The sequence below is a fragment of the Candidatus Marifrigoribacter sp. Uisw_064 genome (assembly GCF_047730175.1).
In the GTDB taxonomy this organism is placed as follows: domain Bacteria; phylum Bacteroidota; class Bacteroidia; order Flavobacteriales; family Flavobacteriaceae; genus Marifrigoribacter.
Map to the genome: position 1 here is coordinate 2,328,853 of NZ_CP159833.1, position 17,720 is coordinate 2,346,572.

At 33.0% G+C, this 17,720-nt stretch carries 11 protein-coding genes; 6 read left to right on the forward strand and 5 right to left on the reverse strand.

Annotated features, from left to right (window positions below; genetic code table 11):
• The first annotated feature begins 234 nt into the window (after positions 1–234).
• The 3 genes from lon to cmk all read left to right on the forward strand — a co-directional run bounded on the left by lon (position 235) and on the right by cmk (position 4,570).
• Positions 235–2,685 (forward strand): endopeptidase La, encoded by a 2,451-nt coding sequence (gene lon, locus ABXT64_RS10570; protein WP_443632897.1) that lies wholly within the window; start codon positions 235–237, stop codon positions 2,683–2,685.
• A gap of 119 nt (positions 2,686–2,804) precedes the next feature.
• On the forward strand, positions 2,805–3,827 hold the full coding sequence (gene porQ, locus ABXT64_RS10575) for a type IX secretion system protein PorQ (RefSeq protein WP_443632898.1): 1,023 nt from the start codon (positions 2,805–2,807) through the stop codon (positions 3,825–3,827).
• A 47-nt stretch (positions 3,828–3,874) separates the two neighbouring features.
• On the forward strand, positions 3,875–4,570 hold the full coding sequence (cmk, locus tag ABXT64_RS10580; protein WP_443632899.1) for a (d)CMP kinase: 696 nt from the start codon (positions 3,875–3,877) through the stop codon (positions 4,568–4,570).
• A gap of 17 nt (positions 4,571–4,587) precedes the next feature.
• Here the strand turns inward: cmk and pheT are convergent, their stop codons facing one another.
• Positions 4,588–7,014 (reverse strand): phenylalanine--tRNA ligase subunit beta, encoded by a 2,427-nt coding sequence (gene pheT, locus ABXT64_RS10585; protein ID WP_443632900.1) that lies wholly within the window; start codon positions 7,012–7,014, stop codon positions 4,588–4,590.
• A gap of 98 nt (positions 7,015–7,112) precedes the next feature.
• On the opposite strand from pheT, the gene ABXT64_RS10590 reads away from it, so the two are divergent.
• Complete coding sequence (locus ABXT64_RS10590) at positions 7,113–8,342, forward strand: peroxiredoxin family protein (protein WP_443632901.1); 1,230 nt, start codon at positions 7,113–7,115, stop codon at positions 8,340–8,342.
• A 4-nt stretch (positions 8,343–8,346) separates the two neighbouring features.
• Here the strand turns inward: ABXT64_RS10590 and recG are convergent, their stop codons facing one another.
• A complete protein-coding gene (gene recG / locus ABXT64_RS10595; RefSeq protein WP_443632902.1) occupies positions 8,347–10,452 on the reverse strand; it encodes an ATP-dependent DNA helicase RecG in 2,106 nt (701 codons plus the stop codon).
• Between the two features lie 96 nt (positions 10,453–10,548).
• Here recG and ABXT64_RS10600 point away from each other — a divergent pair, with 96 nt between their 5' ends.
• Together ABXT64_RS10600 and ABXT64_RS10605 are read left to right on the forward strand one after the other, a co-directional pair.
• Positions 10,549–12,126, forward strand: coding sequence for a T9SS type A sorting domain-containing protein (locus ABXT64_RS10600; RefSeq protein ID WP_443632903.1), 1,578 nt, complete (start codon positions 10,549–10,551; stop codon positions 12,124–12,126).
• A 62-nt stretch (positions 12,127–12,188) separates the two neighbouring features.
• Positions 12,189–14,243 (forward strand): M1 family metallopeptidase, encoded by a 2,055-nt coding sequence (locus ABXT64_RS10605; RefSeq protein ID WP_443632904.1) that lies wholly within the window; start codon positions 12,189–12,191, stop codon positions 14,241–14,243.
• Here the strand turns inward: ABXT64_RS10605 and ABXT64_RS10610 are convergent.
• The 3 genes from ABXT64_RS10610 to ABXT64_RS10620 are packed head-to-tail and all read right to left on the reverse strand — an operon-like array spanning position 14,232 to position 17,609.
• A complete protein-coding gene (locus ABXT64_RS10610; RefSeq protein WP_443632905.1) occupies positions 14,232–14,759 on the reverse strand; it encodes a DUF7935 family protein in 528 nt (175 codons plus the stop codon). The genes ABXT64_RS10605 and ABXT64_RS10610 overlap by 12 nt on opposite strands.
• Positions 14,760–14,772: 13 nt before the next feature.
• Positions 14,773–16,329: an FMN-binding glutamate synthase family protein gene (locus tag ABXT64_RS10615; protein ID WP_443632906.1), complete on the reverse strand. Its 1,557-nt coding sequence runs from the start codon at positions 16,327–16,329 to the stop codon at positions 14,773–14,775.
• A complete protein-coding gene (locus ABXT64_RS10620) occupies positions 16,329–17,609 on the reverse strand; it encodes an amidohydrolase (RefSeq protein WP_443632907.1) in 1,281 nt (426 codons plus the stop codon). The genes ABXT64_RS10615 and ABXT64_RS10620 overlap by 1 nt, the downstream gene beginning before the upstream one ends.
• Positions 17,610–17,720 lie beyond the last annotated feature (111 nt).

The window sequence follows — 17,720 nt, forward strand, 5'->3', positions numbered from 1 at the left end:
AACAATTGTTACCCTAAAGATACATCTAGTTCAAAATTGTTACAGTACATTTTCAAAAAAAATAAATTTTCCCTTTTCAATACTTTTGAAATGGCATAACAATTGACTTACTATTATTGAAAATAGCTGTGCTTATAGTTATTAGGGCTGATTTTCAGAAATGTAATATTAAAATTAAAAAAAAAGAAACATAAGTTATACTTGAATGTGTGACATTATGTCTTACACTTATATATGTCTAGATCAAAACTTATCTCAATCGACAGTTTGTCATTTCAGGAATTGAAAGAAGATGCAGAGTTAATTCCTTTAATGACTCCCGAAGATGAAGAAGCAATGAACAAGGAAGATTTACCGGAGATTCTTCCTATTTTACCTTTACGAAATACGGTGTTATTTCCAGGAGTTGTAATACCAATTACAGCCGGGAGAGATAAATCAATAAAACTGATTAATGAAACTAATAATGGCAATAAAGTTATTGGTGTCGTTTCTCAAATCGATGAAAATATAGAAGATCCTTTACTGAAAGATATCAATAAAGTAGGAACCGTTGCAAAAATATTGCGGGTGCTTAAAATGCCTGATGGTAACACAACAGTGATTCTTCAAGGTAAAAAAAGGTTTGAAGTAAAAGAAGTGATTACCAACGAACCTTATATGACTGCGACGATTGGTGAAGTGCCTGAAGCAAGACCAGCCACTGAAAATGAAGAGTTTACTGCTATTATAGAATCTATTAAAGAAAAATCATTAGAGATCATTAAAGACAGTCCTAATATTCCTTCCGAAGCTGCATTCGCTATTAAAAATATTGAGAGTAGTTCATTTTTAATCAATTTTGTTTCTTCTAATTTAAATATTCCTGTAGCCGAAAAACAAAAATTATTAGAGACAAACGATTTAAAAGAAAGAGCGCTTGAAACTTTGCGTTATATGAATGTTGAGTTGCAAAAATTATCTCTTAGAAATGATATTCAATCGAAAGTAGAAAGTGATATCAACCAACAGCAAAAAGAATATTTTCTTCATCAACAAATGAAGACTATACAAGAAGAGTTGGGTGGAAATTCTTCAGAAGAAGAAATAGAAGAGATGCATAAACGATCCAAAGAAAAGGTTTGGTCTAAGGAAGTATCTGAGCATTTCGATAAAGAGTTAGCTAAATTACAGCGCATGAATCCTCAAGTTGCTGAGTATGGAATTCAAAGAAACTATTTGGATTTATATTTAGATTTACCTTGGAATCTTTACAGTAAAGATAAATTTGATTTAAAAAGGGCTAAAAGGATTTTAGATAGAGATCATTTTGGGCTTGAAGATGTAAAGAAAAGAATCATTGAACACTTAGCTGTACTAAAGCTGAGAAACGACATGAAATCGCCTATTTTGTGTTTATATGGACCTCCTGGAGTTGGTAAAACATCCTTGGGAAAATCGGTTGCAGAAGCGTTAGGTAGAAAGTATGTGCGTATGTCCTTAGGAGGAATGCGTGATGAATCTGAAATTCGCGGACATCGTAAAACCTATATTGGTGCTATGCCTGGTCGTGTATTGAAAAACATTAAAAAAGCAGAAACTGGAAATCCAGTGTTTGTTTTAGACGAAATAGATAAACTTTCAATAGGAAGTCAAGGAGATCCATCTTCAGCTTTATTAGAAGTATTAGATCCAGAACAAAACGATACTTTTTACGATAACTTTTTAGAAGTAGGGTACGATTTATCTAAAGTTATGTTTATCGCAACTGCTAATAGTTTAGGTTCTATTCAACCAGCATTAAGAGATCGTATGGAAATTATCAATGTTTCTGGATATACCATCGAAGAAAAAGTTGAAATAGGAAAACGTCATTTATTGCCGAAACTATTAGGGGAGCATGGACTTTCAAAAGAACATATAAAAATCGCCAAACCACAACTCGAAAAAATAGTTGAAGGATATACAAGAGAAAGTGGAGTAAGAGGTCTTGAAAAACAACTTGCAAAAATGGTGCGATACGCAGCAATGAAAATTGCGATGGAAGAGCCTTATGATGTTAAAATCACCAATACTGTGATTATTGAAGTATTAGGAGCTCCGAAGTTAGAGCGTGATAAATACGAAAGTAATGATGTTGCTGGAGTAGTTACGGGTTTAGCATGGACCAGAGTTGGAGGTGATATATTATTTATTGAGTCAATCTTATCGAAAGGTAAAGGAACCTTGAGCCTTACAGGAAATTTAGGTAAGGTAATGAAAGAATCAGCTACCATTGCATTGGAGTATATTAAGTCCAACGCAAAAAGTTTAGGGTTAGATCCTGATATGTTTTATAAGTATAATGTGCATATTCATGTTCCGGAAGGCGCTACGCCAAAAGACGGTCCAAGTGCTGGGGTTACCATGTTAACATCATTAGTTTCTTTATTTACGCAACGCAAAGTAAAAAGAAGTTTAGCGATGACAGGAGAAATTACCTTGAGAGGAAAAGTATTGCCTGTGGGAGGAATTAAAGAAAAAATTCTTGCAGCAAAACGAGCACATATTAAAGAGATTTTACTTTGTGAGGATAACCGTAGAGATATTGAAGAAATAAAACCTGAATATTTAAAGGGATTGACGTTTCATTATGTAAAAGAAATGGATGAGGTTGTAAAATTTGCTTTAACTAATCAAAAGGTGAAAAACGCCAAAAAATTGTAATTATTAATTTATAAACGGTATTTAAAAGAAGTTTTAATATAGATGTTAGAAACCTTTTTAATACAATGAAAATAAATTATACTTGTATTCGTTTACATTCAAGACAAGGTTAAACATTCATGACCCAAAAAGGTTTATTTTTCACACTATTTTTTACTTCAACACTAGCGTTTTCGCAGGTTGGTGGTAAGAGCACTTATCAATTTTTAAGTTTAGTGAATTCTCCTAGAGAAGCTGCTTTAGGTGGAAAAGTTATAACTAATTATGATTACGACCCAACACAAGCTTTATATAATCCTGCTACAATTAATCCAGCGATGGATAACCAATTATCTGTAAATTATAATAATTATATAGGTGATGTTAATTATGGAACAGCTAGTTATGCCTATTTATGGGATAGAAGAACACAAGTACTTCATGCAGGTGTTACCTATATTAATTACGGTAAGTTTGATGGGTATGATGAATTAGGAAACCAAACAAGTAATTTTAGCGGAGGAGAGGTAGCTCTTTCGGTTGGGCATGCAAGAAATATATTGTTTACAAATTTTCATGTGGGAGTGAATGTAAAATTAATATCATCTAAGCTGGAACAATACTCTTCATTTGGTGGCGCATTAGATATTGGTGTTATGTATGTTTATGAGGATTGGGATCTTCATATTACTGGTGTAGCTCGTAATCTAGGGACTCAATTTACTCCTTATGATGATGTATATGAACCACTTCCCTTTGAGCTTATATTTGGAATTTCTCAAACCCTTGAAAATATTCCAATTCGTTGGCATTTAACCTTTGAAAATATGCAAGTTTGGAATATCGCGTTTGCAAATCCAGACAGAGGTGATACAGATCTTGAAGGAAATACTACTAAAGAAAAAATAAACTTTATTGACAATGCCTTTAGGCATACTATTATAGGTATTGAATTATTTCCTGAAAAAGGGTTTAATATAAGATTAGGGTATAATTTACGACGTGCAGAAGAACTAAGAATATTAGAGCAAAGAGCATTTGCTGGCTTAAGTGCAGGGTTTTCTATAAAGCTGAATAAGCTACGTTTTAGCTATACTTACTCAAAATACAGTACTGCAGCAAACACTAGCTTTTTTGGACTTAATATCGATTTACTTCGTTAATTCATTATCTTTGAATTATTAATTATAAGTATCAAAATTCATTTCTCTTGAAAAAAATTATAATTGCAATTGATGGATATTCTTCGACTGGAAAAAGTACAGTAGCAAAACAATTAGCAGATTTTTTAGAATACGTATATGTAGACTCAGGAGCTATGTATAGAGCTATCACATTATATGCATTGCAAAATAATTTTATTTCAGAAAATAACTTTGATAAAAAGTCTCTTATTACATCATTAGATAAAATCACTTTAAATTTCCAAAAAGAATCTTTAAATAGCAAGGCTGAAATACTACTTAATGGTGTTAATGTTGAAAATGAAATTAGAACCTTGCGTGTTTCTGAATTTGTAAGTCCAATCGCAACACTTTCTGCAGTAAGAGCGAAATTGGTGCAACAGCAACAGTTAATGGGTAAGGATAAAGGAATTGTGATGGATGGTAGGGATATTGGTACTGTGGTTTTTCCTGAAGCTGAATTAAAAATCTTCATGAATGCCAATGCTGAACAAAGAGCAAAAAGACGATATACCGAGCTTCTTGAAAGAGGTGATTCAATTACCTTTGAAGAAATTTTAAATAACGTGATTGAGCGTGATCATATAGATTCTACCCGTAAAGACTCTCCATTAACTAAAACAAACGATTCTATAGAAATTGATAATTCTGAAATGAATTTAGAGGATCAATTTCAAACTATTCTTCAATTAGCAAAAGATAGAATTGCAGGTCGAGTTTAACTATTTTTTAAAATAACTTATCGTAAACTAGCTCCCAATTCTTTTTCAAATCGATCTTTAAGCTTGTTCATTATTTTATCTATCTGCTTATCTGTTAGTGTTTTATTACTATCCTGTAAAGTAAAGCTTAAAGCGTATGATTTTTTGCCTTTTGGTAAATTCTTACCTATATACACATCGAATAAAGTTACTTTCTTTAATAAATGGCGTTCAGTTTGCTGAGCGATTTCTCTTAGTTCATTAAAAGAAACTGAATCATCTAAAAGCAATGCAAAATCTCTTTTTACCTGTGGAAATTTAGGAATAGCTTTTAGCTTGAAGTTTTCAGTTGAAAGTTCTTCTAATATTGCATCCCAATGAAAATCTGCATATAATATTTCAGAATCAATACTGAAATGATTTGCTATTTTTTTATTAATGATTCCAATTTCAACGATTACTTTCTTGTTTTTTACAAATGAAATTCCTTCAGAATAAATATCATTGTCAACTCCATTTTCTGAATATTCTGAAATACCTAATCGCTCAAGAATAGCTGTTATTATTCCTTTCAAATAAAAGAAACTTGAAGGCTGTGGAGTCTGCGTCCAATTGTCATCATTCTTTGAGCCTGAAACTACAAGTGTTAAATGTTTGTTTTCAGCTCTTCCATTTGTATAGTTATGATAGGTTTTACCATACTCAAACAATTTGATGTTGGTAGCTTTTCTATTGCTGTTATATGCTAACGCTTCTAATGCATTAAAAAGCATCGATTGTCTTAATACTGATAAATCACTACTTAAAGGATTTAGCATTTCGACATTATATTTAGCATTGAGCATTTCACTTAGCTCAATATACTTAGGGGAAGTAAGAGAGTTGCCCATCATTTCATGAAACCCTAACGCAGTAAGTTGTGTGGCGATTTTATTTTGAACTTGATAATCTTCTACAGCCTGCGTAGACGAAATGGATGCATTTAATTTTTCAGTAAATTTAATATTGTTATATCCATAGACTCTTAATATTTCTTCAATTACATCTACTTCACGCGTTACATCGTTTCTGTATGCTGGGATGGTCATGCCTATACCTGCTTCTGTAATATTATTGATCTTTATTTCTAAAGAGGTTAAAATCTCTTTGATTATTTCTTTTGGAATTTCTTCACCTATAAGTTTAGTGGTATTTTCAAAATTTAAGAATACTTGATGATCCTCTATCTTTTTTGGGTATAGGTCAACAACATCGCTTGTAATTTCACCGCCAGCAATTTCCATAATTAATAAGGCGGCTCTCATAAGAGCATATTCTGTTATGTTTGGGTCAATACCGCGTTCAAATCTAAATGATGCATCAGTATTTAAACCATGGCGTTTAGCAGTTTTTCTAACACTAACAGCGTTAAAATAAGCGCTTTCAAGAAAAATACTTGTTGTAGATTCTGTTACGCCACTATGAATACCACCAAAAACACCTGCAATACACATCGGTTTTTCATTATCACAAATCATTAAATCTTCTTCGTGCAATTCGCGCTCAACACCATCAAGTGTTGTGAATTTCGTTCCTTTAGGGAGCGTTTTTACGATGATCTTTTCACCGCTAATTTTTACAGCATCAAAAGCATGTAAGGGCTGTCCTAAATCATGTAACACATAATTAGTAGCATCTACAATGTTATTGATAGGGCTTAAACCAATAGCTTTTAATCGATTTTGGATCCATTGAGGAGACTCTTTTACTTTAAGTCCGCTAATAGTTACGCCGCAATATCTTGGAGCTAATTGATTATTTTCAACTTCAACATCAATTTTATTGGTTCTGCTAATTACTCTAAATTGGCTATTTGATGGGGTAATTAATTCAAGTGTTACTTCTTTACGAATTAAGCCGGCTTTTAAGTCTCTTGCAACTCCCCAATGGCTCATTGCGTCTGCTCGGTTTGGTGTTAATCCGATTTCAAAAATTAAATCGTTTTCAATCTCAAAAACATCTGAAGCTTTAGTTCCTGGAGTAATCGTTGAGTCTAAAACCATAATGCCATCATGACTATTGCCTAAGCCTAGTTCATCTTCAGCACAGATCATTCCTTCACTAACTTCACCTCTTATTTTTCCTTTTTTAATTTTCCAAGGCTTTCCTTCGGCGTCATATAGGGTAGCGCCAATAGTAGCTACAGGGACTTTTTGTCCTTCAGCAACATTATGAGCTCCACAAACTATTTGTATATTTTCACCTGTACCAACATCTACATTGGTGATCTTTAATCGATCCGCATTTGGATGTTGTTCGCAGCTTAACACGTGCCCAACAACAATTCCTTCAAGTCCTCCTTTTACAGATTCAAAGGATTCTATGCCTTCAATCTCTAAACCAAGGTCCGTTAATAATCCGCCTGTTTTATCGGCTTGCCAATCTATATTAATAAACTGTTTTAACCAGTTGTATGAAATCTTCATTCCTAAATATTATTTTCAAAGTGCAAAGATACTATTTACAGTAATTTTTGTAAGTATTTTTTAATACTTTCGGCAATAAGATTATAAAAATATATTTTATGAAGAATGGATGCTTGGTAATTTCTATGGTAATGCTCTTTATTTCCTGTAAAAATGAAGTAAATAGAGTTAGCGAAAATGTGCTAAAGAAAGGAATTTGGAAAGCTGAATTAACAGTGCAAGATAATAAGCTGTTGCCTTTTAATTTTAAATTGAATGAAGATGAAAGCATTACAATTTTTAATGCTGAAGAAAAAATTATTGTAAATGAAGTTGAAATAATAGGAGATTCTATAATCATCCAAATGCCTGTATATGAAGGTGTTTTGAAAGGAAAAATAGTTTCTAATGAAATAATTAGAGGAGAATTTGTAAAACCAAGCTTACAAAGAACAGTCCCATTTATTTTGAAACATGGGGATTTTCAACGCTTTGAGGTAATCAATGAGTCAAATGCTGATGTTGAAGGTAGTTGGGAAATGGTTTTTAGTGCGCATTCCAAAAAAGATCGATATATCGCAAAAGGAATTTTTCAGCAAGTAGCAGGAAAGGTGATAGGGACAATTCGAACGACCACAGGTGATTATAGGTATTTAGAAGGAGTGATGGATGGGAAAACAATGAAGCTTTCTACTTTTGACGGAGCGCATGCTTTTTTGTTTGAAGCTGAGGTTCGAGATAATATTATGTATGGTTTCTTTTATAGTGGTAATCATTGGAAAGAACCGTTTTCTGCAGTTAAAAATGAAAATTATGAACTGCCTTCAGAAGAGTCACTTACCTATTTGAAAGAAGGATATGACAAAATAGAGTTTTCTTTTCCAGATACAAATGGAAAAATGGTCTCTTTAAATGATGAAAGGTTTGAAAATAAAGTTGTTGTGGTGCAAATAATGGGTACTTGGTGTCCTAATTGTTTAGATGAAACAAAGTATTATACGCAGTTTTATAATGAAAATAAAGACAAAAACATTGAATTTGTTTCTTTAGCTTTTGAATATGCACCTACTATTGAAAAGGCAAATTTGGCAATCAAAAGGCTAGTTGATAAAGTGAAAGTGCCATATCCTGTGTTATTAGCTCAATATGGGACTAGCGATAAGAAGAAAGCCAATGAAAAACTACCGATGTTAAATCATGTGTTGTCTTATCCAACCTCGATTTTTATCGATAAGAAAGGAAAAGTTCGAAAAATACATACAGGATTTAATGGTCCGGCAACAGGCGAAAAATATAAAGAGTTTCAAGAGGAATTTAAACCTTTTATAAATCAACTACTAGAGGAGTAGGGTATTAACTAATATAATTCCAGATATTCTTGTATTTCACTAATTGAATAAAAGTAGATTTTATAGCTTGGTTTTCGATTGACGAAAGAGAAGGGTCACTTGTTAGAACTTGCCTAGCATAACTTCTTGCTATTTTCAAAATTTCATGGTCTTTAATAATATCAGCAATTCGAAGGTTTAAAACGCCACTTTGTTGTGTACCCATAAGGTCTCCGGGGCCTCTAAGTCGAAGGTCTACCTCAGCAATTTCAAATCCGTCACTGGTTTTGACCATAGTTTCTAATCTTGTTTTTGCATCTGCTGAAAGTTTGTGACTCGTCATTAAAATGCAATAGCTTTGTTCAGCACCTCTACCCACGCGACCTCTTAATTGATGCAGTTGTGATAATCCGAAGCGTTCTGCGCTCTCTACAATCATTACACTAGCATTTGGGACATCAACACCAACCTCTATTACAGTAGTGGCAACCATAATGTTAGTTTCGCCTTTAATGAATCGATTCATCTCAAATTCTTTATCAGCTGGTTTCATTTTTCCATGTACAATTGATATTTGATAATTGGGTAATGGAAAGTCTCTTGAAATACTTTCATAGCCATCCATTAAATCTTTATAATCTAAAACTTCACTTTCTTGGATTAATGGATAAACAATATAGACCTGCCTTCCTTTTGAAACTTCATCTCTAATAAACTTAAAAACATTGAGCCTATTTGAGTCAAATCTATGCACTGTTTTTATTGCTTTTCTGCCAGGGGGTAATTCGTCAATTACACTAATGTCAAGATCGCCATAAACACTCATTGCTAAGGTTCGCGGAATAGGGGTGGCGGTCATTACTAAAACGTTTGGAGGGAGTTCGTTTTTATGCCATAATTTACTGCGTTGTGCAACTCCAAACCGATGTTGTTCATCGATAATTGCAAGCCCTAAATTTTTAAATTTCACCTTATCTTCAAGGAGTGCATGTGTCCCAATTAACACCTGTAAATTGCCATTTTCAAGGTTTTCATGTATTTTTTTTCTACTTGAAGTTTTAGTTGAACCAGTTAATAATGAAATACTGATATTTAATTCGTTACATAATAAACTTAATCCGTTATAGTGTTGGACTGACAAAATTTCAGTTGGCGCCATTAGACAGGCTTGAAAACCATTGTCAAGTGCTATTAATATTGACATTAGAGCAACAATGGTTTTCCCGGAACCTACATCACCCTGAAGTAAACGATTCATCTGCGCATTACTACCTAAATCATGTCTAATTTCTTTGATAACTTTTTTTTGTGCACTCGTTAAATTAAAGGGTAAATGTTCCTTAAAAAAAGTATTAAAATAGCCTCCAACTTTTGTAAATGAATAGCCTTTAATTTTTGATTTGTGAAGTAAATTCTTCCTTAGTAATTGTAATTGAATATAAAATAATTCTTCAAATTTTAATCGGTATTGAGCGCTCGATAATAGCGATTGATTTTGAGGAAAATGTATGTTGAAAAGAGCCTCAGATTTGGATATTAATTGTAGTTCTTCTAACATAGATTTTGACAGTGTTTCTGTCACTTTGTTTTTTGATTCAAGAAACAAAGTTTGCATTAATGTATTTAATACTCGATTACTAATTCCCTTCGAATTCAACATTTCGGTTGAAGGATAAACTGCTTGCATGGCTGATCGAATATTCTTTTCGTGAACTTCTAGTAATTCCATTTCAGGATGTGGCATTGAAAATAATCCATTAAACCAATTTGTCTTTCCGAAGATAACATAGGCTTTGTTTAATTTTAAATTTTCCTGTATCCATTTTTGTCCACGAAACCAGACCAGTTCCATTTTGCCAGACTCATCAATGAAGGTTGCTACCAGGCGTTTACCGCTTTTTTGTTGAACAGTTTTAATATGTGTTATTTTGCCAATAACTTGAACTTCAGCATTGGTTCTTTGTAATTGAGATATCTTGTAATACTTGGTTCGATCCAAATATCGACTTGGAAATAAATGCATTAAATCTTGGTACGTATGAATCCCAAGTTCTTTTCTTAACAAACCCGCTCTATTAGGGCCAACACCTTTAAGGTAATCAATAGGAGTTTGAAAAAAATTTTGATTCATACTAACATAGTATTTTTAAACATACAATTTCGTAATTTGCAAACTACTAAATTATAATTTTGTATTAAACTTTTTTAATAATCAATATATTTTAAAATGAAAAAAATCTACTTACTATGTATTTTACTTTTTGGAATACAATTAACGTCTAATGCCTTAAATTTACTTGGTGAGCCAGTTATTACAACTCCATTAACTGAAGCTTATCCATTAGAAATGCCTACTTTAAAAGCATATCCAATATATGTAAATGCTTTTATTGAAGAGCCTATAATCATAGATTTAGTAGAAATAACTATTAATGGAGATGTTTTTAGTGCAATTGAAGATGAAGGCTTTTATTATTATTTATGGACACCCTCATCGTATGGTATTCACGAAATATCAATTAGAGCAGCTGCTTCAAATGGAACTGAAACCATTGAAAGTAGAACGATGACTGTAACTAATTCTGCATCTTCACTAACAGTTAATACCTTGCAAGATGTAGTAATTGAGTTTGGAGGTGAGAATAGTAGATGGTTTTATGGTACTTACACAATGCCTCAATTTGTGAATGCATACGATTCAATTAATGCTTACTTTGATGTAGAATGCCCTGCTATTTCTGGAGGTTGTGATGATTGGGATCGCTGGGCACATGTAGATGTAAAAGGACCGGATGGTAACTGGATACAAATTATAAGATATATAACGCCTTATGGTGTAGGTTGTAATCACGAATTAGATGTAACAGATTACATGTCGCTTCTTCAAGGTGAAATTGAATTTAGAGTATTTATTGATACCTGGGGAACAGGAGGTTGGCAGCTTAGTTTAAATCTTGAGTATAATCAAGGTACTCCAGAATATCCATATAGCGGTGTTATTGAAACATGGGACGGAAGCTATAGTTTTGGAGATCCTTCAAATTTACAGCCAGTGGAAACTTTTAATGCTGAAATTTTAGAGGGTGTAAATACCTCATATTTAAGGCTTTCAAATACAGGTCATGGATGGGGAGCTAATAACTCTGGAAATGCCGCAGAATTTTTTAACGCCTACCATTTTATTGATGTAGATGGGGAACAAACATTTATTCAACATCTATGGAATACCTGTAACCCTAACCCAGATGGGTGTACAGGCCAACAAGGATCATGGAATTATAATAGAGCTGGATGGTGCCCTGGAGCAATTTCACCTCCAGATATTTATGATTTAAACCCTTATATAGGAACTTCAATTGATTTAGATTATCGTTTTCATCCAACCTATGATGATGAATGTCATCCAAATAACCCTGATTGTGTGTCGGGCGATACTTGCGCTGATTGTAATGATGGATACAACCCAGTGTACTTTGTAGATGGCCAAATAATAAATCATAGTAATCTTCCTGTTATTTATGGTAACATATTAAATGTGGTAACTAATAATGATAAAATTTATGATCTAACAGTATATCCAAACCCTTCAAATGGAATGTTTAATATTAATACTATTGGTTTGGAAGGAATCACAAGAGTTACTGTAAATACGATCGATGGAAGTCTAGTTAAAGCGTATTATTTTAATTCAAATGAAGAATTAAATAACTATCAATTTAATATGAGTACTCTTTCTTCGGGTATGTATTTTATTAATTTAGAAAATGCTTCCGGTACAGGAACTAAAAAAATTATTTTAGAATAGTATTAAGAATATATGTATTGCGAAAAGGTTATTTTTGATTTTCAGAAATAACCTTTTTTTTTATGAAATCATTTTGTTTTTTATTATTCTTTATTGGTTTAATTGCTAATGGGCAACAAATAGATATAGTAGATTTCTTAAAGGTGCAAGCAGAAGTAACACCATTGCCTTTAGCTAAAGAGATCAAGGGTAATGTAACGTATACATTTCAAGCTAAAAAAGATACCGATTCAATTTATTTGGATGCAATTCGGATGAAAGTTTCAGATGTGGATGCTAAGAATATTTCAGTTTCTTCCGAAGAAAAAAAAATATGGCTTACAGGTACTTTTGAAACCGACTTAATTTATACAGTTCGTTTTTCGTACGAAGCAAGTCCTAAACAGACACTGTATTTTACAGAAGATCAAATTTGGACACAAGGACAAGGTAAATATACCTCACATTGGTTGCCTAGTATTGATGATATGAACGATAAGATCGAGTTTGACCTTACCATTAATTCAGAAAAAGACAAGACAGTAATAGCAAATGGAGCTCTTGTTTCAAAAATTGAATTAGATACGGTAACGAGTTGGCAGTTTAATATGAAAAACGGGATGTCTAGTTACCTTGCTGCTTTTGCGATTGGTAATTTTGAAAAAAAGGAAATTCAATCAAATTCAGGGATTCCAATTGAGTTGTATTTTCGACCGATTGATTCCAATAAAGTTGAGCCTACGTATCGGTATACCAAAGAAATATTCGACTTTTTAGAAAATGAAATTGGTGTCTCTTATCCTTGGCAGAATTATAAACAAGTACCTGTTCGTGATTTTTTATATGCAGGTATGGAAAACACAACAACGACTATTTTTTCTGAAGCATTTGTGGTAGATTCAATTGGGTTTAAAGACAGAAATTATGTCAATGTAAACGCCCATGAATTAGCACATCAATGGTTCGGAAACCTAATAACTGAAATCTCTGGTGACCATCATTGGCTGCAAGAAGGATTTGCTACCTATTATGCCTTGTTAGCAGAAAAAGAAATTTTTGGAGAAGAGTATTATTATTGGAAATTATTACAAACAGCAGAGCAACTTCAATCTTTAAGTGATAATGGAGAAGGAGAGTCATTATTAAATCCAAAGGCTAGTTCATTAACTTTTTATGAAAAAGGAGCTTGGGCATTGCATATACTGCAAGAGCAAGTAGGAGCAGAAGCATTTAGAGAAGGAGTAAAAAATTATTTACATAACTATCAATTTAGAAATGTTACTACAGATGATTTTTTAAATGAAATCCGTTTAGTTTCAGGTCAGGATTTAAAAACATTTGAAGCAGATTGGTTACAACAGTCAGCTTTTAAAGCTGAGCAGGCGTATCGATCTCTAATAAAATCTCCCTTTATCATTGATTATTTAGAAATTTCAGCTTTAATAGGAGCTCCTTTAATAGATAAAAAAGAACAGTTAAAAAAGGTATTGACTTTTCCTAATGATTATCTTGGTCAAGAAGCAATAATTCAATTAGCTGGTGAATCTATTACTGAAACTCGAGATCTTTATATTAGAGGCTTTGAAAGTAATAATGTGATGGTTCGACAGGCGATTTCAGGATCCTTAACGACTATTCCTTTAGAGCTTAAAACCTATTATGAAACCTTATTGACAGATGTTTCATATGTTACACAGGAGACCGCTTTTTATTATTTATGGATCAATTTTCCTGAAGATAGAACCGTGTATTTAGAGAAAATGAAAAAGGCACATGGATTTCAGAATAAGAATATTAGACAATTATGGCTGGTTTTTGCTATTGCAACAGAAGGGTATAAGTCTACTAATCAAAATAAATATATAAAAGAATTGCAAAGTTATACTTCTCCAATGTATAGTTTTGAAATAAGAGAATTAGCACTAAGTTATATAAATAACCTTAATATTTGGAATGACCTTTCTGTTAAAAGTTTAGTAAATGCATGTTTGCACCACAATTGGCGATTTAAGAAAAAAGCAAAAAATATTTTTACAGAAAATATAAAAAATGACTCTTTTAAGAAACAGGTTTTAGATTTATTTGAAAAATTGAATAAAAAAGAAAAAGAATTGGTTAATAATTTATTAATCAAATAATTCTTTCACCTCTTTATTTACGTATTCTAAGGCTTTTTTGGAAGGGGTAATCTCACCCATAAAATGATTTAAAATATAGTGTCTTAATTTATCTGAAGAATCATTTTTCTCATTCATAACCGATTGTCGAATGATTTGCAACGTTGCATTTTTAGCAGCTGTTATTAAATTCCAACATTCCGGTGAAACATAAATTTGTTGTGAAAGATTATGCTCATATTCTTGATCTATGCTTTTGATCAATAAATTTTCATATTCCTGAATATCGTCAGAATACGGTTTTACTCTTATTAATATCTTATTAGGGTCTATTCTCTCTAAAAACAACGTAATCCTTTCATAGGCTTGTAACCGTACAGGAATCACGCTCTTTTGTGCTTCTTTCTGAATTAAATACCTCCTTCTTCCTTCTTCATTTGCCGTATGGCCTTTAAAAAAGAAATAAGAAATAAGACCCACAACGATTGCGGGTAATAAGTAGGCTACATAACTTAAAATTTGAGTTGCTTCTTCCATATTTTATTTGCTTTTATTTTTTCCCTCCTAAATGAGAGCAATCTTTTAACGTTTGCATTCCTAAAAATAGTACAGGAGTTTTATTATACATAAAAGTTTTATCTAATTCTTTAGATAAATTGTGATCATCGACATTCATATCAATATCTTTCATTTTAAACTGACAAGGATGTTCGTACCCTGCAGCATGAGTTATTTCAACCAACTCTTTTCTGAAGGTTTTAAAATATTGTGCTAATCGTTCAGATTTTAATGGAATATTTATTCCGTTTTGAAGCCATTTACTTTGTGTTGCAATTCCGCTAGGACAACGATTGGTATGGCAAATTTGCGCTTGAATACAACCAATACTCATCATGGCTTCTATTGCAACATTAATACAATCAGCTCCCATGGCAAATGCCATTGCTGCTTTTGCAGGGAACCCTAATTTTCCACTTCCTATAAAAACAATGCGTTCAGTAATTCCTCGTTTTTGAAAAACTTTATATAAATCACTAAATCCATAGACCCAAGGTAATGAAACATGATCAGCAAAACTTGGAGGAGCTGCTCCAGTGCCACCTTCACCACCATCCACAGTTATAAAATCTGGGCCTTTCCCAGATTCTTTCATAATATCTGCTAATTCTTCCCATTGCTCTAATTTACCAATTGCGGCTTTAATGCCTACAGGTAAACCAGTTTTCTCAGCGATAAATTCAATGAAATCTAGTAATTCAGGCACATTCGAAAAGGCTGAATGATTTGGAGGTGAGAGTACATCTTTTCCGATTTCTACACCTCTAATTTTTGAAATTTCTTTTGAAATTTTCGCTCCAGGTAATACGCCACCTTTTCCAGGTTTTGCTCCTTGAGACAATTTAACTTCAATCGCTTTAACAAAAGGGTTTTCTTCAACGAGTTTAATTAACTTTTCCATTGAAAAATTTCCATCGTCACCTCGTACCCCAAAATATCCTGTTCCGAAGTGAAAAACAACATCACCTCCATGACTATGGTAAGGAGATAACCCTCCTTCACCAGTATTATGATATGCATCAGCCAAAAGAGCCCCTTTGTTTAATGATTCAACAGCTTTAGCTGAAAGTGAACCAAAACTCATTGCGGACACATTAATTGCTGAAGCTGGGCGATACGGTTTTCTTCTTTTATTGAACTCTCCCATTACCTTAGCACAAGGTAAAAAAGACTTATCTAAAACATTTGGGTGATCTTTTGAAACTTGATAAGGCATCATAGCATTATTAATAAAAATATGCTGATGCGCATGGATATCTCTATCAGTTCCAAAACCTTCGTAATTATTCTCATGCTTTGCTGAAGCATAAATCCAACCTCGTTCAATACGATTAAAAGGTAATTCTTCTCTGTTATTAGCTACAAAATATTGGCGCATTTCTGGCCCTATGCTTTCAAATAAGTAACGGATGTGGCCAAATACAGGGAAATTATGACTTACAGTGTGGCTCTTTTGAAAAAATATGTCTCGAATTGCAATTAATGCAATAACAATTAAAATCCAAGCCCACCAAGGGATGATTCCTACATATTTTAAAATTTCGTCCATTAGTTATTAAGATAATCAAAAGTTAGTTGTACAAATGTTTTTACTCCTAAAAGCATACCGTTATCATCAATTTTAAAATCTGGAGTATGGTGAGGAAATGATTCTTTATTTCCGGGGGTCATTCCTCCTAAGAAAAAATATAAGCCTGGAACTTCTTCTTGAAAGTAGGAAAAATCCTCTCCTCCTGTTGTTGCTTTCACAAGTTTAACATTTTCTTTCCCAGCAGCAGCTTCAAGGCTAGGAAGCATTTGTTGAGTTAATTCTAGGTCATTATAAGTAATAAGGGTATTACTTTGCCACGCTATAGTTGCAGAACCGCCATAAGCTTTTGCTATATCTCTAGACATTTCATTCATACGACGCATGATAAGCTCTCTCATACTTGGATCCAAAGTTCTTACAGTACCAATCATTTCGGCACTTTCAGGAATAATATTAAAACGTATACCACTGGTAATTTTACCTACTGTAATTACAGCAGCTTCATCAACCAAAGGAGATTCTCGACTAATGATACTTTGAAATCCATCAATAATTTTTGCTGAAATATAAATAGGATCTACTCCTCCCCAAGGTCTAGAGCCATGAGTTTGTTTCCCTTTCACACTGACAACAAAACGCTCTACCGCAGCCATGGTGCCTCCTGGTTTATACGTAATTGTTCCAACGGGTGTGCTGGAACCAATATGAAGCCCAAATATTGCATCGACCTTTGGGTTTTCTAAAGCACCTTCTTTGATCATTAATTTAGCACCTCCTTCTTCGCCTGGAGGTGGGCCTTCTTCAGCGGGTTGAAAAATAAATTTCACACTCCCTTTGAGTAAATGTTTATTTTTTGAAAGAACTTCTGCAACTCCCATAAGTATAGCAATATGAGTGTCATGGCCACAAGCATGCATTACGCCTGTTTCTTGACCCAAAAAAGTTGAGGTCACGTTACTTTTGTAGGGTAAATCATTTCTTTCAGTTACCGGTAATGCATCAATATCGGCTCTTAAGGCTATAACTTTTCCAGGAAGATCTCCTTTTAAAAGCCCAATAACCCCCGTAATCGCTACATTTTCTTTTACTTCGATGCCTAAACTTTTTAGATGTTCAGCAATTTTCTTTGCAGTATTGAACTCTCTATTTGAAAGTTCAGGGTTTTCGTGAAAATAATGACGCCACTCAATTACCTGTTTTTCAATGTCATTTATATCATTTAGTGTTTTTTTATCCATCTGTGCCACTAAAGTTGTGCTGCAAAGAATAAATAAAATAAGGAATGATTGAAGTTTCATATAGCTAAAATTTAATTCAGCTAAAGATATTAAAATTCTAATATGTGTACAGGGATTCTTTTTAATAATTTGTAAAAAAGCATAGGACTATTTGTGGTATTTTAATTAATT